This window comes from Pseudomonas marincola (genome assembly GCF_900116605.1).
Classification (GTDB): domain Bacteria; phylum Pseudomonadota; class Gammaproteobacteria; order Pseudomonadales; family Pseudomonadaceae; genus Aquipseudomonas; species Aquipseudomonas marincola.
On sequence record NZ_FPBC01000002.1, the window covers coordinates 154,292 to 178,448 of the forward strand.

Genomic DNA, 24,157 nt, shown 5'->3' on the forward strand with positions numbered 1-24,157 from the left:
GTGGTGCAGCCACCATAGAGACCCTGTGTGAAGTTATTGTTGCAGCTGTGTTACGCAATTGCCGCTTAAATCGGGGTGCCCAACAAAACGTTGCTCGGCGCGCACTGCACCTGCACAGCGCTTCCTGTTTTGAGTGCCAGCGCGTGCAAGTGTTCGGGCTGGGCCAGCGCGCAGAGGGTCTGCTGATTACTCAGGCGGATGCGTACTTCGGTGGGGCCATCTTCGGCATCAAGGATCTCGCTGATCTCCCCGGTCAGGCTGTTGTTGCCCGGAATTGCCGGTGCATCGACGGGGTGCAGCTCAAGCCAGCCAGCCTTGATCAGCGCCAATACCGGCGCGCCCAGTTGCAGTTCAAGGGTGTGCGTGCTGTCGCGGGTTATTTGCGCGGTTAATGTCAGCCCGCCCGCGAGTTCCAGAGTAATCAGGTCATTGTGGCCAAGGCTGTCGATTTGCCGGATTCGCCCATGCAACTGGTTGCGAGCGCTGGTGCGCAGCATCAGGCGACTGAGCAGATCGAGGTCGTCTGCATCTTCTGCCGCTTCGAGTATCTGGCTTTGCAGCAATTGCAGGCGCTGATACAAACGCAGCACGCGTTCGCCTTCGGCAGACAATCTGGCGCCGCCGCCACCTTTGCCACCCACGCTGCGCACGACCAGCGGTTGGTTGGCCAGGTTGTTCAACTCGTCAATCGCATCCCACGCGGCCTTGTAACTCAGGCCGGCGCTTTTTGCTGCCCGCGTAATCGAGCCTTGCTCGGCAATGTGCTGGAGCAGGGCGATGCGCTGTGGGCGGCGCACGATGTACTGGGCGAGCAGGCTGGGTAAAGACATGGGCATTCTGTTGAGTGAGGCGGTTGTCGGGCAAAGTGGCGTTTAGGCTGGCGTAAGTCAAGCCGCGCTTAGCGGGGCACGCTCAAGTGCTATCACCCGGCTTCGGCGTGCGTGCCAAACAGTAAACATCGACCCGCGTAGCGCCTGCACGCAACAGCAGGCGAGCAAGGGTGTCGGCTGTGGCGCCGGTGGTGAGCACATCATCAACCAGGGCCAGATGCAAACCGTTGACCGAGGCATCTGGGTGCAGGTTAAAGGCGTGGCGCAGGTTGCGTTTACGCGCCTTGGCATCAAGTTGCTGCTGCGCGGGGGCGTCGGCGGTGCGGATCAGTACGTCTTTTAATGTGTCGATATGCAGCTGTCGGCTCAACCACTGGCTAAGCATCTGCGCCTGATTGAAGCCGCGCTGGCGTTGCCTTGTCCGCGATAAAGGTACCGCAATCAGGCCATCCGGCCTCGGCAGGCCCTGATCCAGTGCGTGCTGCACATGCTGGGTGAGCAAATCCGCCAACAGTCGCCCAAACGGCATATCGCCCCGGTGCTTGAAGCGATTTATCAGGCTCGCCACCGGAAATTCATAGCGCCAGGGCGCTTCTACCCGTGCAAAAGACGGCCGGCGTTTCAGGCATTCACCGCATGTCAGGCCGTGATGGGTGAGCGGCAACGCGCATACCAAGCAATGTGCGCCGAGCCACGGCAGATCAGCTTCGCAACCGCTGCAAATAGCCAGCGGCGGATTGTCTGCGTTGGCATCGCAAAGCAGGCACCTGCCTGACGCCCGCCAGTTCAAGGCGCGCAATATCCGCTCGGATAGCGTTTTCAGCGGGCTCACGGCGACTCCTTGTTGGGTGTATGTGCTGTGGCGGGGTTAGGGTGATGGTTGCTTGCTATAGATCAATAATTGAGCAGATGTAAACCTGTGTCTTGTTCTGGGTTGACAGCGTCAATACACAACTTATGATGCCTTAAGCCTGAATTGCGGCGCTTTGGCCGTTATCCCTGACAACAGACGCCGCCAAGCGTCGAAGGAACTCTTTCATGAATGCAACCGCATCTATCGCAACGCGTCACGACTGGTCGCTAGCTGAAGTCAAAGCACTGTTCGAGCAGCCTTTCAACGACCTGTTGTTTCAGGCGCAGACCGTGCACCGCGAGCATTTCGATGCCAACCGCGTGCAGGTCTCAACCTTGCTTTCGATTAAAACCGGCGCCTGCCCGGAAGACTGCAAGTACTGCCCGCAGTCTGGCCACTACAACACCGGTCTGGAAAAACAAAAACTGCTGGAAGTACAGAAAGTCCTGCAAGCTGCAGCCGACGCCAAAGCCATTGGCTCGACTCGTTTCTGCATGGGCGCGGCCTGGAAGCATCCTTCGGCTAAAGACATGCCCTACGTGCTGGAGATGGTCAAAGGCGTCAAGGCGCTGGGTCTGGAAACCTGCATGACACTGGGCAAGCTGGACAAAGAACAAACCGCTGCGCTGGCTGATGCCGGGTTGGATTATTACAACCACAACCTCGATACCTCGCCAGAGTTCTACGGCAACATCATCACCACGCGTACCTACGCGGATCGCCTGGAAACACTGGCCTATGTGCGTGATTCCGGCATGAAAATCTGCTCCGGCGGGATTCTCGGCCTGGGCGAGTCGCTGGATGACCGGGCGAACCTGCTCATCCAACTGGCCAACTTGCCTGAGCATCCGGAGTCGGTGCCGATCAACATGTTGGTCAAGGTCAAAGGCACGCCGTTGGCTGAAGAGAAGGACGTTGATCCATTCGACTTCATCCGCACGCTGGCGGTTGCGCGGATCATGATGCCGAAATCGCATGTGCGCCTTTCTGCCGGCCGTGAGGCGATGAATGACCAGATGCAGGCATTGGCGTTCTTCGCCGGTGCCAACTCGATTTTCTATGGGGAGAAGCTGCTGACCACGGTCAACCCGCAAGCCAACAAGGACATGGAGCTGTTCGCGCGTTTGGGCATCAAGCCGGAAGAGCGCGAGGAACACGCCGATGAAGTGCATCAGGCCGCTATCGAGCAAGCCCTGATTGAGCAAAAAAGCAGCGAGCAGTTCTACAACGCCGCGGTTTGAGCCGTTGCTGTGAACGGTGCCAGCAGGCTCATGTTCTTGAGTCTGCTGGCGTCCGTAATCGTTTGCCTGCCTTGTTACTGCAATCACTTTAGCCGTTACAGGTTTCAGTGATTGCGCACCTTCGGGACTGCCATGCCATTTGATCTCGCCACACGCCTAACCGAGCGCCGCGCCGCGCATCTGTACCGTCAGCGTCCCTTGCTGGAGTCGCCGCAAGGTCCTGTGGTGCAGGTTGATGGCCGCGAGTTGCTGGCGTTTTGTTCCAACGACTATCTGGGCCTTGCCAATCATCCTCAGGTGATCGAAGCCTGGCGCGCGGGTGCTGCGCGCTGGGGAGTTGGCGGCGGCGCCTCGCACTTGGTAATTGGCCACAGCACGCCGCATCACGAGTTGGAGGAAGCACTTGCCGACTTTACCGGGCGTCCGCGCGCGCTGCTGTTCTCCACGGGCTACATGGCCAATCTGGGCGCGGTTACCGCGTTGATTGGTCAGGGCGACACAGTTCTGGAAGACCGCCTCAATCATGCCTCCCTGCTTGATGCCGGCTTGCTCAGCAATGCCCGTTTTTCGCGCTATTTGCACAACGATGCGGCCAGCCTTGCCAGTCGCCTGGAGAAGGCCACGGGCAACACGCTGGTCGTCACCGACGGTGTGTTCAGTATGGACGGCGATACGGCTGACCTGCCAGCGCTGTGCGCCGAGGCCAAAAAACGTGATGCCTGGGTGATGGTTGATGATGCCCACGGGTTTGGGCCTGTGGGCGCAACCGGCGGCGGCATTGCCGAGCACTTCGGGTTAGGCGTGGACGCTGTGCAGGTTTTGGTCGGTACGCTGGGCAAGGCTTTCGGCACTGCTGGTGCATTTGTTGCCGGCAGCGAGGAATTGATCGAAACCCTGGTGCAATTTGCCCGACCCTACATATATACAACCAGTCAGCCTCCCGCGCTGGCCTGCGCCACGCTGAAAAGCCTTGAGTTGCTGCGCAGCGAACATTGGCGACGCGAGCATCTGGATGCGCTGATTCAGCGTTTTCGTGCAGGGGTCGGCAATATCGGCCTAGAGTTAATGGAGAGCACCACGCCGATTCAGCCAATTGTGATCGGTGATAGTGACCGCGCCATGCGCTTTTCGCAGCTACTGCGCGATCGCGGCATTCTGGTCACGGCCATTCGCCCGCCCACGGTGCCGGCTGGCAGTGCGCGGCTGCGGGTAACCTTGTCGGCGGCGCACAGTGTCGAGCAGCTCGATGTGTTGCTTGAGGCGTTGGCGGACTGCAACGCAATAATGGAGGCCGAGCATGCGTAATCGCCTGGTTCTATTGGCCGGTTGGGGCTTGGGCACGGCGCCATTGCAGCCGTTGGCAGATGCTTTGCGCGGACTCGATGAGCGCTTGCACGTCGAGATTGAACCGTTGCCAGAATTGCCAGGCAGCGACCCGCAAGCCTGGCTCGAAGAACTGGATGACCGACTGGCCGACAATGCCTGGTTGGGTGGCTGGTCGCTTGGCGGCATGCTTGCGGCCGAGCTGGCGGCCTATCGCGGTGAACGTTGTCCTGGCTTGGTGACATTGGCCAGTAACAGCAGCTTCATTGCGCTGGACGACTGGCCGTGTGCGATGGCGGGTGAAACCTTCGATGCCTTCCGTCAGGCCTGCGCGACCGAGCCTGCAACTATTCTCAAGCGTTTTGCGCTGCTCTGTAGTCAGGGCGCGGCAGATGCTCGCGGGCTTTCGCGGTTGCTGGTCGGCGGCGCGCCACATTGTCCGCCAGCGGCCTTGTTAGCCAGTCTGGATTTACTCGCTTCATTGGATACACGTGAGGCACTGCAGGGTTATGCCGGCCCGCAACTGCATCTGTTCGCAGGCAGCGATGCGTTGGTGCCTGCGACGGCTGCCGGGCAATTGCTCGAGCTGTTGGCGGATGTCGAAATCGGACTGATAGACAACGCCAGTCACGCCTTTGTGCTGGAGCGCCCGCACGAAGTGGCGGCAGCGATTGATGCATTTTTGACCGAGGTGAGCGATGTCTGAATATATCCAGGCGTCGTTGCCCGACAAACGCCAGGTTGCTGCCTCGTTTTCGCGTGCTGCACGCAGTTACGACAGCGTCGCTGAATTGCAGCGCACCGTGGGGCATCAGTTGTTGCAGCAAGTGCCTGATGACTTGCAACCACAGCACTGGCTCGATCTGGGTTGCGGCACCGGTTATTTCAGTCGCGTGCTGGCGCCACAATTTGCCGGGGCGAGCGGCCTGGCGTTGGATATTGCCGAGGGCATGTTGGCACACGCTCAACCTCAGGGCGGAGCAGAGCATTTCATCGCCGGTGACGCCGAAAAGCTGCCGTTGCGCAGTGGCTCGGTCGATCTGATTTTTTCCAGCCTGGCGTTGCAATGGTGCGCGGATTTCTCCAGCGTGCTCAGTGAGGCCGCTCGCGTGTTGCGGCCCAACGGTGTGCTGGCATTCAGCAGCTTGTGCGTGGGCACGCTGTGTGAGCTGCGGGACAGCTGGCAAGCGGTAGACGGTTTTGTGCATGTCAATCGCTTCCGTCAGTTCGACGATTATCAACGGTATGCGGCAAGCAGCGGCTTGCAGCTTTTGAGCCTGCAAACCCGCCCTGAAACCTTGTATTTCCCGGATGTGCGCAGCCTTACCCATGAGCTCAAAGCGCTCGGGGCGCATAACCTCAATCCGGGGCGTCCCGGTGGCCTGACTGGCCGCGCGCGCGTGCAGGCCTTGCTCAAGGCTTATGAGCAGTTCCGCCAGCCGCAAGGTTTGCCAGCGACCTATCAAGTTGTTTACGGCGTTTTGCGCAAAGCAAGCGCCAGCGAGGTACCTGTATGAGCGCAGTATTTTTTGTCACCGGCACCGATACCGAAATCGGTAAAACCACCATTGCCGCCGGCTTGCTGCATGCCGCACGCCTGGCCGGTTACTCAACCGCCGCGGCCAAACCGGTTGCATCCGGCTGCCATAAAACCCGTGAAGGCCTGCGCAATGAAGATGCGCTGGCGCTGCTGGGCGAATGCACCTTGGCCCTGACATACGATGAAGTTAATCCACTGGCTTTCGAGCCGGCGATTGCCCCGCATCTGGCAGCCCGTGAAGCTGGAGTCGAATTGAGTGTTGCCAGCCTGCGCGGGCCGGTGCAGGCGGTGATAGATAAAGGGGCTGACTTCACGCTGGTCGAAGGCGCGGGCGGTTGGCGCGTGCCCCTGGCGGGACAGGCTTCGATTTCCGATTTGGTGATCAGCCTCAAGTTGCCGGTGGTTTTAGTGGTCGGCGTGCGCCTGGGCTGCATCAATCACGCGGTGCTGACCGCCGAAGCCATCGCCCGTGACGGTCTGGAGCTGGCAGGCTGGGTCGCCAATATCGTCGATCCAGACACTTCGCGCCTTGAAGAAAATCTCGCCACGCTGGCCGAGCGCTTGCCTGCGCCTTGTTTGGGTCGTGTGCCGCGTCTGGCACAGCCGACTCCAGCGGCCGTTGCCCAGCATCTCGAGTTCAGCCTGATCGAAGAGACGCTCTAGGCGCTGGTCTTTCACGGGTGAGTTTATGGGCGTTTCAGCGTGTTGAACCGTGCTGGGCGTCTGATCCTGCGACTGCGCACCTCGCAATCACCAGGCGTATACCATTGGCGTATGTGATTTCAGCTTTAGCCCCAAAGCTGAAACCACTGGGTTCACTCATCTGAATCCGATAGACGGCTGCGCCACTCATCCAGCCCATCGCGCCATTTCTGATAAGCCCGTAAACCTTCAAAGCGCAATTCCTGCTTTATGCCGCGCAGCGTCTGCCCTGGTTTATGGGCCACACATACGTTAACCACCGCTGTTGCAGTACTGCATCCCGCGAACCCGCGTGCGCCATTTTTGAGCATCGCGCTGCCGATAATGCGCGGGTGAGGGATATTTGCATCTGGCTGATTGAGGTGCTTGACAAGGCGGGGGCGTAAACGTATGTTTCAAACACCTGTTTGATTGTGGCGTTTCGTCGCGGTCAGACATGCGGGATTCACCCGTAATCGAACCCTTTTATTCGGTCATCCATACCGACCACCGCAGAGGTTATTCGCTATGCCTGATTACAAGGCCCCCTTGCGTGATATTCGCTTCGTACGTGACGAGCTGCTCGGCTATGAAGCGCATTACCAGAGCCTCCCCGGCTGCCAGGACGCCACGCCAGATATGGTTAGCGCCATTCTTGAAGAAGGCGCCAAGTTCTGTGAGCAGGTGCTGTCTCCGCTGAACCGTGTGGGTGACATCGAAGGCTGTACCTGGAGCGAAGAGGGCGTTAAAACCCCGACTGGCTTCAAAGAAGCTTACAAGCAGTATGTTGAAGGCGGCTGGCCGAGCCTGGCCCATGACGTCGATCACGGCGGCCAGGGCCTGCCTGAGTCGCTCGGTCTGGTTATCAGCGAAATGGTCGGCACTTCCAACTGGTCGTGGGGCATGTACCCGGGCCTGTCGCACGGTGCAATGAACACCATCGCTGCTCACGGTACCGACGAGCAGAAGCACGCCTACCTGGACAAGCTGGTAAGCGGCGAGTGGACCGGCACCATGTGCCTGACCGAGCCTCATTGCGGTACTGACCTGGGCATGCTGCGCACTAAAGCAGAGCCACAGGCTGACGGTTCCTACAAAGTTTCCGGCACCAAGATCTTCATCTCGGCCGGTGAACACGACATGGCCGACAACATCGTCCACATCGTGCTCGCACGTCTGCCAGATGCACCAGCGGGTACCAAAGGTATCTCGCTGTTCATCGTGCCTAAGTTCCTGCCGAACGCTGAAGGCGGCGCGGGTGAGCGCAACGCGGTTACCTGTGGCTCGCTTGAGCACAAGATGGGTATCCACGGTAACGCGACCTGCGTGATGAACTTCGACGGCGCTACTGGCTTCCTGATTGGCCCGGCCAACAAAGGCCTGAACTGCATGTTCACCTTCATGAACACTGCGCGTCTGGGTACTGCTCTGCAGGGCCTGGCCCACGCCGAAGCCGGTTTCCAAGGTGGCTTGAAGTATGCGCGTGAACGTTTGCAGATGCGCGCTCTGACTGGCCCGAAAGCGCCGGAAAAAGCCGCTGACCCGATCATCGTTCACCCAGACGTGCGCCGCATGTTGCTGACCATGAAAGCGTTCGCCGAAGGCAATCGCGCAATGGTTTACTTCACTGCCAAGCAGGTCGACATCGTCAAGTACAGCCAGAACGAAGAAGAGAAGAAGCAGGCAGACGCACTGCTGGCTTTCCTGACTCCAATCGCGAAAGCATTCATGACCGAAGTTGGTTTTGAAGCGGCGAACCACGGCGTGCAGATTTATGGCGGCCACGGTTTCATCGCCGAGTGGGGCATGGAGCAGAACGTTCGCGACAGCCGTATCTCGATGCTGTACGAAGGCACTACCGGTATTCAGGCACTCGACCTGCTGGGTCGTAAAGTTCTGATGACTCAGGGCGAAGCACTCAAAGGCTTCACCAAGATCGTGCACAAGTTCTGCCAGGCTAACGAAGGCAACGAAGCGATCAGCGAGTTCGTTGCGCCGCTGGCCAAACTGAACAAAGAGTGGGCTGATGTGACCATGAAGGTCGGCATGGCTGCGATGAAAGATCGTGAAGAAGTGGGCGCTGCATCGGTTGATTACCTGATGTACAGCGGTTACGCCTGCCTCGCTTACTTCTGGGCTGACATCGCGCGTCTGGCTGCTGAGAAATTGGCTGCCGGTACCAGCGAAGAAGCGTTCTACAAGGCCAAGCTGCAGACTGCGCGCTTCTACTTCGCCCGCATCCTGCCGCGTACCCGCACTCATGTTGAAACCATGCTGTCGGGCGCCAACAACCTGATGGACATGAGCGAAGAGAACTTCGATCTGGGCTATTAATCAGCCCACCGGAAACTGCGCCGTGATGCGTTAGTTTCCGGGTTCATCGCAGGTACAAAAACCGCTGCCGTTAAACGCAGCGGTTTTTTTTCGCCTGCCGTTTGTCGCGCTCATTTATGCAGGTGCATTCAGCAAGGCGAGTTCTGTTGTTCCCGTCGCTCACACGCAGTAGCGTAGGGACATTATTGCGCGCCCCCTAAATTAGGTGCCATACGCGCCTGCTAACGGAGAATGAATATGCCTGACTACAAAGCACCGATGCGCGACATGCGCTTTCTGGTCGATGAAGTTTTTGATTTTCACTCAAGCTATGCCGCGCAGGGCGCAACCGATGCCACGCCAGACATGGTCAGCGCCATCCTTGAAGAAGGCGCCAAGTTTTGCGAACAAGTGCTGGCCCCGATCAACCGCACCGGTGACGAGCAGGAGTGCCAGTTCAATAGTGGCGTCGTCACCACGCCAGAAGGGTTCAAGGAAGCCTTCGCGCTGTATGTCGAAGGTGGCTGGAACGGCTTGGCGGCGGACCCAGCCTATGGCGGCCAGGGCCTGCCAAGTTCGCTGGGTTTGATGGTCAGCGAAATGGTCGGCGCCAGTAACACCTCATGGGGCATGTATCCAGGCCTTACGCATGGCGCCATGTCGGCGATTCATGCACACGGCAGCGAGGAGCAGAAGCAGACCTACCTGACCAAGCTCACCGAGGGTACGTGGACCGGCACCATGTGCCTGACCGAAGCGCATTGCGGTACCGACCTGGGCATCATCAAGACCAAGGCCGTGCCGCAGGCTGACGGCAGCTACGCGGTGACGGGCAGCAAGATTTTCATCTCGGCTGGCGAACATGACATGAGCGAGAACATCGTTCATCTGGTCCTCGCCAAACTGCCGGATGCACCCGCTGGCACCAAAGGTATTTCGCTGTTTATCGTGCCCAAGTTCCTGCCGGATTCGGCGGGTAATGCCGGAGAGCGCAACGGCGTGTCGTGCGGCTCGATCGAGCACAAGATGGGCATCAAGGCGTCGGCTACCTGTGTGATCAACTTCGACAGTGCCCGCGGCTATCTGATTGGCGAACTCAACAAGGGCCTCAACTGCATGTTCACCATGATGAACCATGCGCGTTTGGGCACCGGCATGCAGGGCTTGTGTCTGGGCGAAGCCAGCTTTCAGGGCGCCATCAAATACGCCAACGACCGTCTGCAAATGCGTTCGCTGACCGGGCCAAAAGCGCCGGATAAAGCGGCTGATCCGATCATTGTGCACCCTGATGTGCGCCGGATGTTGCTGACCATGAAGGCCTTCAACCAGGGCAATCGTGCGCTGGCCTACTTCACGGCGCAGTTGCTTGACCAGGCTCACCACGGTGTCAGTGATGAGGCGCGTGAGGAGGCTGAAAACCTGCTGGCTCTGCTGACGCCAATCTGCAAAGCCTTCATGACCGAGACCGGCCTTGAAGTGACCAACACTGGCATGCAGGTTTTCGGCGGGCACGGCTACATTCGCGAGTGGGGCATGGAGCAGCTGGTGCGCGATTGCCGGATCTCGCTGATCTATGAAGGCACCAACGGCATTCAGGCACTCGACCTGCTGGGCCGTAAGGTGTTGGGCAGCCAGGGCAAATTGCTCCGTGGCTTCACCAAGATCGTGCACAAGTTCTGTGAGGCGCAGGCTGATAACGCCGAGTTCAAACCTTACGTTGCGCAGCTCGCCGGCTTGAACAAGCAGTGGGGCGAACTGACTCAGCAGATTGGTATGGCCGCCATGAAAAATCCGGACGAGGTCGGCGCGGCATCGGTCGATTATCTGATGTTCTCTGGCTACGTGATTCAGGCGTACCTGTGGCTGCGTATGGCACTGGTGGCGTCGGAAAAACTGGCTGCCGGCACCGATGACGCCGAGTTCTACAAAGCCAAGTTGGCGACCTGCGAGTTCTTCTTCAAGCGCCTGTTGCCACGTACCACTGCGCACCTGGCCGCCGCTCAGGCGGGCAGTGATTGCATGATGGCCATGAGCGCCGAAAGTCTCGCTCTCTGACGAACGGCTTAACGTTTACAGACCCGCCATTCGGCGGGTCTTTTTATTTCAATAATCTGCGAACATTTCGTGGATGTACAGTCACAACTCGACCCTATGTGTCGGTAATGTTGTTCGGGTACACTCGAAAGTCTGTTGCAAATCTGTTTTTCATGTTTGAGGAATGACCCATGGCGGATTACAAAGCTCCCCTGCGCGATATGCGCTTTGTGCTTAACGAAGTATTCGAAGTATCTAAGCTGTGGGCCGAATTACCGGCTCTGGCCGAAGTGGTGGATGAAGACACCGCCAATGCAATTCTTGAAGAAGCGGGCAAAGTTACTGCCGGCATCATCGCGCCACTTAATCGCAGCGGCGACGAAGAAGGCTGCACCTGGACCAACGGCGCGGTGAAAACCCCGGATGGTTTCCCAGCGGCTTACAAGACCTACGCTGAAGGCGGCTGGGTTGGTGTGGGTGGCGACCCTGTGTTCGGCGGCATGGGCATGCCGAAAGTAATCTCGGCGCAGGTCGAAGAAATGGTCAACTCGGCCAACCTGTCGTTCGGCCTGTACCCGATGCTGACTGCCGGTGCGTGCTTGTCGATCAACGCTCACGCCAGCGAAGAACTCAAAGAAAAGTACCTGCCTAACATGTACGCCGGTACGTGGGCGGGTTCCATGTGCCTGACCGAACCGCACGCAGGTACCGACCTTGGCATCATCCGCACCAAGGCCGAGCCACAGGCTGACGGCAGCTACAAGGTCAGCGGCACCAAGATCTTCATCACCGGCGGTGAGCACGATCTGACCGAGAACATCATTCATCTGGTTCTGGCCAAGCTGCCAGACGCGCCAGCAGGCCCTAAAGGTATCTCGCTGTTCCTGGTACCGAAGTTCATGGTCAACGCTGATGGCTCGCTGGGCGAGGCCAACAGCCTGTCGTGCGGCTCCATCGAACACAAAATGGGCATCAAGGGTTCTGCGACCTGCGTAATGAACTTCGACGGTGCTACCGGCTACATCATCGACGCGCCTAATCGCGGCCTTGCAGCCATGTTCACCATGATGAACTACGAGCGTCTGGGCGTAGGCATCCAAGGCCTGTCGACTGGCGAGCGTTCTTACCAGAGCGCGATTGAATACGCCCGTGAGCGTATTCAGAGCCGTGCGCCGACCGGCCCTGTGGCAACTGATAAAGCGGCCGACCCGATCATCGTGCATCCTGACGTACGTCGTATGCTGTTGACCATGAAGTCGCTGAACGAAGGCGGTCGCGCTTTCTCCAGCTACGTTGCCATGCAGCTCGACACCGCCAAGTTCAGCGAAGACCCAACGACCCGCAAGCGTGCTGAAGAGCTGGTTGCATTGCTCACGCCAGTAGCCAAGGCCTTCCTGACCGACGCAGGGCTGGAAACCACTATTCACGGCCAGCAGATCTTTGGCGGTCACGGTTTCATCCGTGAGTGGGGCCAGGAGCAGTTGGTTCGCGACTGCCGTATTACCCAGATCTACGAAGGCACCAACGGCATTCAGGCGCTCGATCTGGTTGGCCGTAAGGTCATCGGTAGCGGCGGCGCGTTCTACAAGCACTTCGCTGACGAGATCAAGGCATTCACTGATTCTGCCGACGCATCGCTGGCCGAATTCGTTGAGCCGCTGAAGGGCGCAATCAGCATCCTTGAGCAGATGACCGCAGACCTGCTGGAACGCGCCAAGAGCAACCCGAATGAAATCGGTGCGGCTTCTGTTGAATACCTGCATGCCTTCGGCTACACCGCTTACGCTTACATGTGGGCACTGATGGCGCGCACTGCGCTGAGCAAGCAAGGCGAAGATGATTTCTACGTCAGCAAGCTTGGCACTGCACGCTTCTACTTCGCCCGCGTGCTGCCGCGTATTCACTCGCTGAGCGCCTCGGTCAAAGCCGGTAGCGAAAGCTTGTACCTGCTCGATGCAGAGCAGTTCTGATAGCTGGGACGCGCGGCTGTTTAGCGCGGCTTAAGCTGTATCAAGGAAACGCCCCGACTGATTCAGTTCAGCTCGGGGCGTTTTCGTTATGGGCTTGAGTGGCTTATTCCATCCGCTTATTGTTCTGCTCAATTCGCTGTTTCTGAGCGAAACGATGATGCGCAGTTTGTTGCATCGTGTTGTCGCTCAAGCTGATCAATTGCCCACCAATCTCCAGCGGGGCCGAGGCGAATGCGTTATGGCAACTTCACGTAAGTGATCGAGCAAGTTTTTGCTCACTTTTGAGTGATTTCAACTGGAGCGCGTGGCCGCAAAAGCTCATGAAAAAGCTAAGCAGTTGATTGCTTGTGGTTTTTTAGTGCGTGGCATATTTCTTGTGTAGGTAAGGGGTGACGCTGGCCATTTAAATAGCCCGCGCACTCCCTTCAATTAGTTCAAGGAATGTACTAATGCCTACTCCCGCCTATCTCTCTATCGAAGGCACCAAACAAGGCCTGATCACCGCTGGCACCTTCACTCAGGACTCAGTCGGCAACATCTATCAGGAAGGTCATGAAGATCAGGTTCTGGTCGAAGCGTTCGAGCATCAGGTGATCATCCCGCGTGACCCGCAATCCGGTCAGCCGACTGGCCAGCGGGTGCACAAGCCGCTGATGATTACCAAGGTGTTTGATAAGTCTTCACCGTTGCTGTTCAGCGCCCTTACCTCTGGCGAGAAACTCAGCAAGTGCCGCCTTGAGTGGTTCCGTACCTCGGCAGCCGGAACTCAAGAGCATTACTTCACCATTGAGCTGGAAGACGCGATCTTGGTGGATATCCAGTCGCGTATGCCGAACTGCCAAGACCCGGGCCTTTCGCACTTCACCCACCTTGAAGACGTCTACTTCACCTACCGCAAAATTGTCTGGACTCACGAAGTGTCAGGCACCTCCGGCTCAGACGACTGGCGCACGCCGGTTGCCGGTTAAGTCCGGTTGGGCGCTGTGCTCTAAAACGATTTGAGAAAGCGCCTACACCTCATGCAGCCAATGCCTGGCGTTATTGGTATTAGGCTGCGTGAGGTTTTCAGCTGAGAGTTGCAGCTCATCACGTAAGGAACATGGAATGTTCGCGCCAGCCAACCAAGCCTCGTTCACCTTGGCGATCGAAGGGCTTGATCACGACTTTAAAGTGTTGGGATTTACCGGCCGAGAAGCATTGAATCAGCCGTATGCTTTCGATGTCGAGCTGGTCAGTGAACAGCCTGATCTTGCGCTTGAAAGCCTGATGCACAAACCGGTGTTTTTGCAGTTGTCGGCAACCGGTAGCGGTGTTCACGGCCTGATCTATCGAGCCGGGCAAGGTGATGCAGGTAAGCGTTTAAGCCGCTATGAAATCACCATTCGCCCGCAACTGGCGTACCTCGAACACAGTATCAATCAGCGCATTTTCCAGAACCAGACCGTCGAGCAAATCATCGAGCAAGTGCTTGAAGCCCACGGCATTCTCGGCACGGCTTATCAGTTTCACCTTGGCGCGGTTTATCCGGCCCGCAACTACTGCGTGCAGTACGATGAATCAGACCTGCATTTTATTCAGCGCCTGTGTGAAGAGGAGGGGATTCACTACCACTTTCAGCACAGTCGCGACGGCCATATTCTGGCCTTTGGAGATGACCAGACCGGTTTCCCAAAACTTGCTCCCACCGCCTATCAGCAAGACTCCGGCATGGTCGCCGATGAGCCGGTGATCAAACGCTTTAACCTGCGTACGCAAACCCGCACCACACGCGTAACCCGCCGTGACTATGACTTTGAAAAGCCCAGCACAAAGCTCGAAAGCGCTGCAGAAACCACCTTCTTGCCCGACCTTGAGGATTACGATTATCCGGGGCGCTTTACTCAGCAAGAGCACGGCAAACAACTCACCAACCGGGCTCTTGAACGTCAGCGCAGTGACTATGAATTGGTTGAGGGGCGCAGTGATCAGCCGAGTCTGGTAAGTGGCCATTTTCTTGCTCTGAGCAATCATCCAAAGTCTGAGTGGAACGACTTGTGGCTGATCAATGAAGTGCGTCATGAAGGCAAACAGCCGCAAGTTCTCGAAGAGTCAGTGAGCAGCGATACGACCCAGCTCAAGGATGACTTCGACCACGGCTATCGCAATGTCTTTATTGCTACGCCCTGGGCGGTGATTCATAGGCCCCCTTTACGCCACCCCCGACCGCGCATTCTCGGCAGCCAAAGCGCAGTGGTTACCGGCCCTCAAGGGCAAGAAATTCACTGCGATGAATATGGTCGGGTCAAGGTTGTGTTCCATTGGGACCGCGCCGGCATCGTTGATGATAAAAGCAGCTGTTGGTTGCGCGTAGCCTCAAGTTGGGCAGGCGCCAAATATGGCAGCGGCGTCACGCCGCGCGTCGGCATGGAAGTGCTGGTGAGTTTTTTGGAGGGCGATCCGGACCAGCCCTTGATCAGTGGCTGCCTGTATCACAAAGAAAACAGCGTGCCTTATCCGCTGCCCGCCAACAAAACCATCAGCACCTTCAAGTCCCTCAGTTCACCCGGCGGCGCGGGCTTCAACGAACTGCGAGTCGAAGACAAAAAAGCCCAGGAGCAGATTTTTATCCACGCTGAGCGCGATTGGGATCAAGAGATCGAGCACGACCAGAAAATCAGCGTGCTCAACGAGCGTCACGACACGGTTACCGCCAACAGCTACAGCGAGTTCAAAGCCGAAGAACATCGCACCACCCATGCGGATCGCAAGGTGGAGATAAAAACCGATGATCATTTAAGCGTTGGCCAGGATCAGCACATCAAACTCGGCGTCGCCCAACTGAGCCACGCAGGCAGTGAAATACACATACAAGCGGGACAAAAAATAGTCATCGAAGCCGGCGCTGAAATCACCCTCAAAGCCGGCCCCAGTTTTATCACTATCAGTGCGTCGAGCATCAACGCGGTGGGGCCAACCATCCGGCTCAATGCCGGTGGCAGCTCAGGCAGTGGGCGAGGGGCCGCACCGGTACTGCCGGGGCAGGTGGAGGCTGCGGATAGTGCTGAGGCGGGCAGCTTATTAACTATCGCACAAGGAAACGCGTTGTTGAGGGAGAAGCCGGTATGCCTCGTATGTGCAGCGGCAGAGCAGGAGGCTCGTAAAGATGCAGTTTGAATTACTTGAAATGCCAGCTGATCTGTCATGGCAATTACTGGCCTACCTGTGTACGCAACAGGAATTCCTTTCCTCAGGACAACTTGCACAAGGAGTTGGCCTGTGAGCAATCCTAATCTGCTCGACAAAAGCACGACTGATGTCCGAAGCCCAATCGGCGTATGCCCCGCCTGGCAAAATGAGGTGTTTATCGTTCCAGTGCGTTACGCCCTGTCTGAGCATCCAGCACAGCACAGCTGCTTCAGCTCGCCTGGCACAACCGAAAGTCACCCGATGGCACTGCGCCGACTGCGCGCGGGTTACTTATATCTTTGGCATGCACAAGGGCCGCTCAAGCGCTATGCGATTGCCGCCGATGGTTGCTTACAGCTACAGGGGCTTGATGATCCACACAGCGAACTAGCGAGCGCCAGTGATGCTGGGATTGCCCTGAAAAAGACTCATGACGCCTGGCTTCTCTACACCGAAAGACCCATTGGTTCTGAGCACTACAAACAGTTAGAGAATGCGCAGCAGCGCTCTGCACGGATGCGCAAAATAGCCTTGCCTCAGGTTGCAAGTGATCTGCACAGCACGCACTCTCCAAGGCTGGAAGATTCGTCGACATTGTTGGCAGAACTGATGCCTGAAGTGCGCGAGCAAGCACTGGCAGAAGGCCAACAAAAAAATGGGAAAGCGTACGCCGAAGGCATTGAGCAACTTAACAAGCACATGCTGGAAAATCCCTCATTCGACAACATCAAATCCTATACCGACGCCATGCTCTGGCAAGACCAGCGTGATAAAGCTGCCGCTAAATACCCCGACGCCAGCGAGCAGCCTATTGGACAGTGGAGTGCAGTGCCTTGGGATGTCAGCGGAACAGAGGTGTGGCTTCAGCTAGCCCAGAGCCAGGCGGCAGGTCTGTGGTCAGTATTCGCTGCAGTTGATGATGATCTGGGCGTACTTCGGGATATAAATCACGAGCAAGAGCAACTTGAAGCGGATCACAGCCAATGGGTTGCGGATAACAATATTCGCCTGACCGTTGGCGGGTTCGTTCGCAGCCTGATCCAAGAAGACGGTGGCGAAGTTGCCAGCATGCTCAATTACCGTTTTCAAGGCCACGACATTCGCATGACGTCGGAGCAAGGCGAGCTGATGCTCGAAAGCCAGCACCAGCTTGATCAACTGCTTGCAGAGGAAACGCGGATCAATCAGGGCCGTGGGCAGATCTATTCGCATGGGTCGGCTGACGCCTTGCTCGGAAAGATTCATCGCGATATCGAAGCAACTCTAGCGCCAGTAAAACAATTCTTACCTGCAGAGCTGAAAAGCCAGGCGCAAATAGCAATTAGTGAATATCGCAAGAGCAAAGTCAGCAACCTGGAAGGGGGGCAGGGCAGCGCCAAAGTAGCTGAGTACATCGACCTTGAGCGGATGAACACATGGTTGGAGGACACCGCTCCGGCGCATTTTCAGTACGTTGAAAAACGGCACGAAGCGCTCTATGCCGATCGCGGCCAGTATTTACGTCGCCACAGTAGCGGTACATGGTTTGTCGATTATGAAGCTTCAGAGCAGCTCGACTGGCTCGACCAGCTTGCTGTCGCCTGTCTCAGCGCTCAGTGAATTCGACAGCTGGGGGCTGAGCAGTTCAACACGTATATCCGCTCCCCCGATGAGGGCGCATTACATTTAGTTTTCATGGCGTGGAGTCCTTCATTAGAAGGTGTGATCAACAGCCAGACACGCATCAGCGAAATAGTCGAGGCACTGAGCAGCGATAACCTCGCCAACACTCGGGCACTGCTGGCGCAGACTCTCGATGAATCTGCCTTGCGTGCACTGGACCGCGTTGCTAACGACGTCGAAGGCGTATGGGCCGCAATAGTCAGCCGCTTAGGCGCATCGCTACTGGCCCTTAAAAGTCAGGGAAGTGTTTCTAAGCAGTGGCTGGCAACGCTAATCAGTGTGCGGCTGGGCAATGACGCGTGGCTGACATCGCGTGCAGTGAACGGTACCACGGTATGGCAACTACTGGGCAGCAAGGCCAAGGCGCTAAACGACTGGAGCAAACGCACAGCCGAGGCGATTGGCCTGGGTAGCGCAAAAGACATCCTTGATTCTCCCGCGATTAAGAACAGCGGTGGATTGTTGCCTTTGGCGGCTTTGTTGCTCAACGGACTCAATGCAGAGAATTACCTTAGCCAGGCCGCAAATCTTGATGTGATGGATCAACAGCGCATGGCAGAGACAGTCTCTGCGAGTCTTTATGCGGCTGCTGCATTGACGGCAGTGGTTGATAGTTGGATACGAGTTGGGAAGGGGGTTGAGGAGTTAAAGATGCGGACATTAATTGCACCTACTCTGACCCTGTTTGGCGGGGTGATAGGTGCTATTTCATTTGAAGCCGCAAGAGGGGAGTTAGTCTCATTACAAACCAAGTTAGACAGTGCACAAACTAAAATTGACCCTTGGCTAAATATCCGTGCGACGATAGTAACGGGACAGTTAGCAACATTTGGAGCACAGGCTTTACTAGGCTTGGGTTTAACAGGTATGCGCTTAGCGGGAATAATTGATACGGCGACTGCTCTCTCTCGTTATCGTTTAGGCATGAGTCCAATTAATTGGATGTTGTTAGGTCTTGGCGTCGCATATTTTTATGCTTGGTTGAAGCAAGCGACTCCATTGCAAAGTTTTTTAGCTGGCTGCTGTTGGTCGCATACGCGTGCTGTCAAATGTGGAAAAATTCTTCCAGATGAGCAAGTTAGTGAGCTTGAGCAGCTATTAAAGTTGCTTTATACCCCGCATGTCAGTGTTGAGACCAGCGGTAGCCTGCTGGCTTCATCCAGTTATATTAGCCAGTTGAGTATAGATCTACCCGGCGCGGTACCCACAACCGCACGTTTGGCTTTCGTTTTAGCGGGTAACCCAGTGTATATGCCCGCATCTCCTGGGCAATCATTGTTTGGCGGTGGCCGGATGATTGACATTGGTGCGCAGTGGCTAGGTACCAGTGAATGCACGTGGATCCCCGCAGATGAGGGTCAGGGGTTACGCTTAACTGGACCATTCCTGATTAATGATATGTTCGGTTCCCAGCCAAGCAAAGTCTCAATGCGTTTGGGTTTTCACAGCCCCATCGCCACCTTGTCAGGTGTTGAACCTATTGTTGGAGGGGTTAATGGCTTGGTGTTCACTGTAGATAGTCATGGTGAAATAATCGAATTGCGCTCAACGGAAATGCCAAGCGAATTAATCCAGGCAACCATTCACCCCCTTGGTAACGCTGAGTGCTCAATATACCTGCAACCTAAAGGTCATCCATGAGTACCCCTCAAGCGGGAACAAGTAAAAAGGGCTTCATGTCACGAGATGACTATCTAGCTCCACTGGCCATACCAACAGGACAGTCACCAAAGGATGTTTTGAATACGATTTGGCGCAAGAATGATGTTTTTATTGATATCGGTGATTACAGTGTTGGTTCGTTTGTAATGATGGCTTGGCCGCTTATGCTTTTGTTCGGTGTGTCAACAGTTTATGAAGACCTGGCGACGCTTGATGTTATGTACTGGTTTGGTTTTTTCTGTTTTATTGCTTTTCCTTTTATCATTTTAGTTATTTCTTTAATACGCCCCGTCCCTTTACCTGTCCGTTTCAATCGTCAGCGCCGCGAAGTATGCGTGCCACAAAAAGACGGTAGTTACTGGATCGTACCTTGGGAAACTGTCACCGCTGCCGCGACTCAAACCTCATCTGTAAGTCAGGCGGGAAAAACCACGCAAGGTTTGTTAGTCGTTGGCTTTAGAAACCCCGACCCTAATGCCAAGAAGGGCAAAACTGACTGGAGCATGGGCTTTAACTGTGGTGGTGGTAAAACGGCCATGTGCCTATGGGAGTGCATGCGCAGCTATATGGAAATTGGCCCTGAAGTTGTGTCCGATAACACTTATAGGTTTTCTCGGGAGAAAGGTATTTGGGCTTCATATGTCGATGATGTATTCGAAGCAGCAGAGCGGAAAGGCTGGTTTTTGGCGCTGTTATGGGAAGGCTTTTGCGGTCTGATAGTTTTCAATACTCTGCTTATTGACTTGATTGAGCGTAGAAAGTTAACGCCCCCTCCTGATTTAACCGATCCCACCATCATTGAATGGTCAAAACCATTGCCCCCAGAACAATGGGCCAAGCGTTCTCCAGAACTGGACTTGGCGATAAAACAGCGTGAAGCCGAGCTTGAAATTATTCACGCCGAAGAAGCTGCAAAAGAAGCGGCCTATCGTGACTCGTTGCCTAAAAGCACACGCCCTGAAAAGTCTAACTGGCCAACTGAATAGCTATGAGTACTCCTACTGCAGCATTGATTGAGCTGACTATGGAAGTATTTGTGTGATGAGCTACATGCGCTTCTATGCTGCCACAGCCTATAACCCAGCTAATATTCCTGGCTAACCCAGTCAGTAGAGCGCTGTGACACTGATTTAGAAACTGTTGTGTAGCCACTAACTAAGCCCGGCTATCGCAGCGGACGATGGCGCTGTTTCAGCGCAGTCAAATCTTAACCATGCGCACAACCGCCATGTCTCCCCCGCCAGAACATCCATCTCTATTGATGCAAGACACATCAGCCTCCGGCAACAACCAAGACAATAGCGCGCCGTGGCTGGCTCTGCGCCGCAATTTGCGGGCCGCCAGCTATAGTGAATCAGCAGCATTGGTGAATTAATTTTTCTGCGCTGGAGCAAGGAGCGCCGCATGTCCTACGCAAAGCCGATCCCCTCAATGGTCGCATTGGCTCTTGGGTTAATTATTTGGTTTGTGATTCCAGTGCCAGAAGGGGTGACCCCGCAGGCGTGGCATCTGTTGGCGATCTTCATCGGTACGATTGCGGGGATTATCGGCAAGGCCATGCCGATCGGTGCGCTGGCAATTATCGGCATCATGTTGGTTGCTATTACCGGGGTGACGAGTGACAAGCCGAGCCAGGCGATAGCCGATGCACTGAGTGGTTTTTCCAATTCGCTGATTTGGTTGATTGGTATCGCCATCATGATTTCGCGGGGCCTGATCAAAACCGGGTTGGGCAATCGGATCGCGTATTACTTCATCTCCATTTTTGGTAAGCGCACGCTCGGGATTGGTTACGCGTTGGCCATTTCCGAGTTGACGCTGGCGCCGATTACGCCGAGTAACACGGCGCGTGGCGGGGCGATCATGCATCCGATCATGCGCTCGATTGCAGATAGTTTTGGCTCAACAGCGGAGAAGGGCACTGAGCGCAAAGTGGGTGAATACCTGGCGTTGGTGAACTACAACGCCAACCCAATTACTTCGGCAATGTTTATTACCGCCACAGCGCCCAACCCACTGATTGTGAGTTTGATTGCCAAGGGCACCGAGGCGAATATCACGATCAGTTGGGGCATGTGGGCGCTGGCCGCTTTGGTGCCGGGCATCGTCTCGTTGCTGGTGATGCCGCTGGTTTTGTATTTCTGCTTCCCGCCTGAATTGAAGCAAACCCCGAATGCGACGGCATTTGCCAAGGAAAAACTCAGTGAGTTGGGCGCGTTCAAACTCAATGAGAAAATTCTGCTTGGGGTGTTCGCCCTCCTGCTCTTGTTGTGGGCGGGCGTACCGGCAGCGATTTTTGGGCCGGAGTTCAAATTCAATGCGACTACTGTGGCCTTTCTCGGGCTCTCAATTTTGCTGGTGACCGGCGTGCTGACCTGGGATGACATCCTCAAGGAAAAGACGGCCTGGGATACCATTACCTGGTTCGCGGCGCTGGTAATGATGGCCGGCTACTTGGGCAAGCTTGGCTTGATTGGCTGGTTCTCAGGCGTCATTCAACAAAACGTCGGTGCGCTGGGCTTCGGTTGGGCTGGGGTGATCGCGATGCTGGTGCTGGTGTATTTCTACGCCCACTACTTTTTCGCCAGCACCACCGCACACATCACCGCGATGTACGCTGCATTCCTCGCCGCCGGTATTGCGCTGGGCGCTCCGCCGTTGCTGCTGGCGCTGATTCTGGCGTTCTCTTCTTCACTGATGATGTCGCTCACTCACTACGCCACCGGCACCGCGCCAATCGTCTTTGGTTCCGGCTTTGTGTCGCTGGGTCGTTGGTGGATAGCGGGCTTCATCATGAGTGTTGTCAACTTGCTGATCTGGGCGGTCGTCGGCGGCGCGTGGTGGAAAGTGTTGGGTTACTGGTGAAACGACTCCAGTTCGGGCTTCCTTCGCTGGGGTCGTGCGCAGCGCGATGAGTCAGGATTTTGCTAGCTCAGCTTGAATGGCCCGCGTTCCCTTCAGGCTGAGCCGCGGGCCAAAGCGAGACTGCGCACGCAGCAGTTTTCAGCGGCTATTGTTCACTTTCAATAGTCGTACCACCTGAGTTCGAGCTTCAAGGTGTTTTCCGGTGTACTCAAGTGGCTGAACTCGCGTTCTGCCGCCAGGCGCAGGCCAAGGTTGGGTGAGATTTCCCACTGTTGGCTCAGCGCCATGCTGCGGCGAACTTCGCCGTTGATGAAGTAATCGTTGTTGACCTCGGCGAGCATGTTGCCCAGCGGGTTGCGCCACAGCAGACCTGTGTTGAAACCGGCGGCAGGTACCAGATAGGCGGCGAAGTCACTGTGGTGCTCGATACGCATGGTGGCGAGGGCAAAGGCTTGTACGTTGTCTGTCAGGTTCCAACTGCCACCCGCACCGCCGTTGATATGTGCGGCTAATACTTCATCGTCGTCTTTGCCGGGCACGCGTTCGAAGCCAGCGGCAACTTGCCATGACAAAGGTTTGAGCAGTTCGCTGCGCGGCGTCAGCGAGCGGATACTGACCAGATCGAGGTTCTGTAGCTGCCAGTGGTTGCCTTCGTACTGACGCAACTTCATCTGCATGATTTCAATCTGCGCGCCTGCCGGGAATCCATATTGGTTGTCGTTGAGGTCGTGATACGCCATGCGCAGGCCGTACTCGGCAAACGCTTTGTCGCCGCGGCTGCCTGCGCCCAGTTGCCAGGTGCGGGATTCATGGCCTTCTTCCGGTAACCCTGGTCGTTCTACTGCAAGCTCGGGCGGTGGATTGCTGTTGATTTCACGCAGCAGGTTGAAGCTGCGCTTCACCGTTTGCGGTTCACGACCTTCACCGCTGGCGCGATAACGCAGCAGGCGGAATGCGGCATCGGTAATCAGCGCGCGGCGTGCTTGTCCCAGCTTTTTGAAGTTTTCGTCTTCAAGGGCAATGTCTTCATCGGCCAGGCGTTCAACCCAGACAAGCTCGCTGGCATTAAGTGGTTCGGTGCGGGTGACCAGTTCACGCTCCCGTGAGGGGCGATAATCCGTGCGCTCGATCAGGCCTGCTTGTTTGATCGCCCGAACGGTGTCAGTCGGAATCGCGGTGATCGGGAACTGGTCTGTCAGCTCCAGGCCGGGACGCGCGATTTCAAGCAGTTCGAGCAGGCGGAATGAGCAGTTCTCATCGAAGAAGAAGTAATCAAAGCGGATGTCTTTGAGTTCCCACACATGCTGGATCATGCGACGGGTTTCAACCGGCGTCAGGTTCAGCCGGTATTCCCACAGGTCGCGGTTTTCCAGGCTGCGGTACTCGGCCAGTTTCTCGCGATAGGGCACCAGTGAGAACAGCCCCGGATAGCCTCCCATCAGGCCTTTCCACGCATACAGAATGCTGTTGTCCATGCCCTCGATGTACGCGCCAAAATTCAGTGCGTAGCTGAGCAGGGCGGTGTTGTTGCTGTCGATGTCGGCCTGATCAATGCGCAGCAAGGTGTGGCCAAACATGGACGACGGGCTGTTCAGGTAGGCGGCGGGAAACACCAGCACGGTGCTGTCAGGGGCGACATCGGTCATCCACTTGTCGTATTCGGCGCACGTTGGCTGTGGCAAGTCGCTGAGCTTGAGTTGCTCGCTCAGCCAGCGAGTACGGGCCGGATACCGACACTGTACATGTTCGTCGTTCAGCGGCGCAGGTTGGTATATCGCTTCAAGAGTGGCGCGCAGCTCTGCTTGCGGGTTGCTGGCGCCATCTTCGGCAAGGAAGAATTTCTGCTCATCGACGTAACTGCGCCAACCGCCGAGCTTGCCGGTTTCGTAATGGCCGAGCGCAATCCAGTACGGGTCGCTGGCCAGTTCGTTCAGGCGGGCTTCGCTCGGCATTGGGTTTGCCTGCGTCGCGCCGGCGATGCAGAGCAGCGCAAGGGGTAAAGTCCGTTTCAAGTAACA

Annotated in this window: 17 protein-coding genes; 14 read left to right on the forward strand and 3 right to left on the reverse strand. The window is 56.4% G+C overall.

The genetic code is table 11. The annotated features are described in order from the left end of the window. Nucleotides 1–65: 65 nt before the first annotated feature. Nucleotides 66–830 carry a TOBE domain-containing protein gene (locus BM395_RS05210; protein ID WP_090509443.1) on the reverse strand — a complete coding sequence of 255 codons (765 nt, stop codon included), beginning with the start codon at nucleotides 828–830 and terminating at the stop codon, nucleotides 66–68. 82 nt (nucleotides 831–912) lie between these two features. Further along, complete coding sequence (locus tag BM395_RS05215; RefSeq protein WP_244528937.1) at nucleotides 913–1,653, reverse strand: ComFC family protein; 741 nt, start codon at nucleotides 1,651–1,653, stop codon at nucleotides 913–915. A 215-nt stretch (nucleotides 1,654–1,868) separates the two neighbouring features. On the opposite strand from BM395_RS05215, the gene bioB reads away from it, so the two are divergent. From bioB to BM395_RS05290, 14 genes are all read left to right on the forward strand, one after another. Beyond that, on the forward strand, nucleotides 1,869–2,924 hold the full coding sequence (gene bioB / locus BM395_RS05220; RefSeq protein WP_090509445.1) for a biotin synthase BioB: 1,056 nt from the start codon (nucleotides 1,869–1,871) through the stop codon (nucleotides 2,922–2,924). Nucleotides 2,925–3,056: 132 nt separating this feature from the next. Continuing rightward, on the forward strand, nucleotides 3,057–4,229 hold the full coding sequence (bioF, locus tag BM395_RS05225; protein ID WP_090509447.1) for an 8-amino-7-oxononanoate synthase: 1,173 nt from the start codon (nucleotides 3,057–3,059) through the stop codon (nucleotides 4,227–4,229). Next, nucleotides 4,222–4,953 (forward strand): alpha/beta fold hydrolase, encoded by a 732-nt coding sequence (locus tag BM395_RS05230; RefSeq protein WP_090509451.1) that lies wholly within the window; start codon nucleotides 4,222–4,224, stop codon nucleotides 4,951–4,953. Before bioF ends, BM395_RS05230 begins: the two co-directional genes overlap by 8 nt. Next, the gene (bioC, locus tag BM395_RS05235; RefSeq protein WP_090509453.1) at nucleotides 4,946–5,764 is read left to right on the forward strand and encodes a malonyl-ACP O-methyltransferase BioC; all 819 of its coding nucleotides are present in this window, start codon (nucleotides 4,946–4,948) and stop codon (nucleotides 5,762–5,764) included. Before BM395_RS05230 ends, bioC begins: the two co-directional genes overlap by 8 nt. Continuing rightward, nucleotides 5,761–6,450, forward strand: coding sequence for a dethiobiotin synthase (gene bioD, locus BM395_RS05240; RefSeq protein WP_069898147.1), 690 nt, complete (start codon nucleotides 5,761–5,763; stop codon nucleotides 6,448–6,450). Before bioC ends, bioD begins: the two co-directional genes overlap by 4 nt. 546 nt (nucleotides 6,451–6,996) lie before the next feature. Beyond that, the gene (locus tag BM395_RS05245; RefSeq protein ID WP_069898145.1) at nucleotides 6,997–8,802 is read left to right on the forward strand and encodes a phenylacyl-CoA dehydrogenase; all 1,806 of its coding nucleotides are present in this window, start codon (nucleotides 6,997–6,999) and stop codon (nucleotides 8,800–8,802) included. Between the two features lie 237 nt (nucleotides 8,803–9,039). Next, a complete protein-coding gene (locus tag BM395_RS05250; RefSeq protein ID WP_090509456.1) occupies nucleotides 9,040–10,836 on the forward strand; it encodes an acyl-CoA dehydrogenase C-terminal domain-containing protein in 1,797 nt (598 codons plus the stop codon). 170 nt (nucleotides 10,837–11,006) lie between these two features. Next, nucleotides 11,007–12,785: an acyl-CoA dehydrogenase C-terminal domain-containing protein gene (locus tag BM395_RS05255; RefSeq protein ID WP_090509460.1), complete on the forward strand. Its 1,779-nt coding sequence runs from the start codon at nucleotides 11,007–11,009 to the stop codon at nucleotides 12,783–12,785. A 449-nt stretch (nucleotides 12,786–13,234) separates the two neighbouring features. Further along, entirely contained in the window at nucleotides 13,235–13,753 is a 519-nt protein-coding gene (locus BM395_RS05260; RefSeq protein WP_069898142.1) for an Hcp family type VI secretion system effector, read from the forward strand. Between the two features lie 136 nt (nucleotides 13,754–13,889). Further along, nucleotides 13,890–15,938, forward strand: a complete 2,049-nt coding sequence (locus BM395_RS05265; RefSeq protein WP_090509463.1) for a type VI secretion system Vgr family protein — start codon at nucleotides 13,890–13,892, stop codon at nucleotides 15,936–15,938. A 102-nt stretch (nucleotides 15,939–16,040) separates the two neighbouring features. Then, a complete protein-coding gene (locus tag BM395_RS05270; RefSeq protein WP_090509465.1) occupies nucleotides 16,041–17,549 on the forward strand; it encodes a toxin VasX in 1,509 nt (502 codons plus the stop codon). A 75-nt stretch (nucleotides 17,550–17,624) separates the two neighbouring features. After that, entirely contained in the window at nucleotides 17,625–19,253 is a 1,629-nt protein-coding gene (locus tag BM395_RS05275) for a hypothetical protein (RefSeq protein ID WP_090509468.1), read from the forward strand. After that, complete coding sequence (locus BM395_RS05280) at nucleotides 19,250–20,260, forward strand: hypothetical protein (protein WP_244528931.1); 1,011 nt, start codon at nucleotides 19,250–19,252, stop codon at nucleotides 20,258–20,260. The genes BM395_RS05275 and BM395_RS05280 overlap by 4 nt, the downstream gene beginning before the upstream one ends. A 418-nt stretch (nucleotides 20,261–20,678) precedes the next feature. Then, on the forward strand, nucleotides 20,679–22,139 hold the full coding sequence (locus BM395_RS05290) for an anion permease (RefSeq protein WP_069898139.1): 1,461 nt from the start codon (nucleotides 20,679–20,681) through the stop codon (nucleotides 22,137–22,139). A gap of 158 nt (nucleotides 22,140–22,297) precedes the next feature. On the opposite strand, the gene BM395_RS05295 is transcribed toward BM395_RS05290, so the two are convergent. Continuing rightward, a complete protein-coding gene (locus BM395_RS05295) occupies nucleotides 22,298–24,091 on the reverse strand; it encodes an Lnb N-terminal periplasmic domain-containing protein (RefSeq protein WP_090509789.1) in 1,794 nt (597 codons plus the stop codon). Nucleotides 24,092–24,157: the final 66 nt, after the last annotated feature.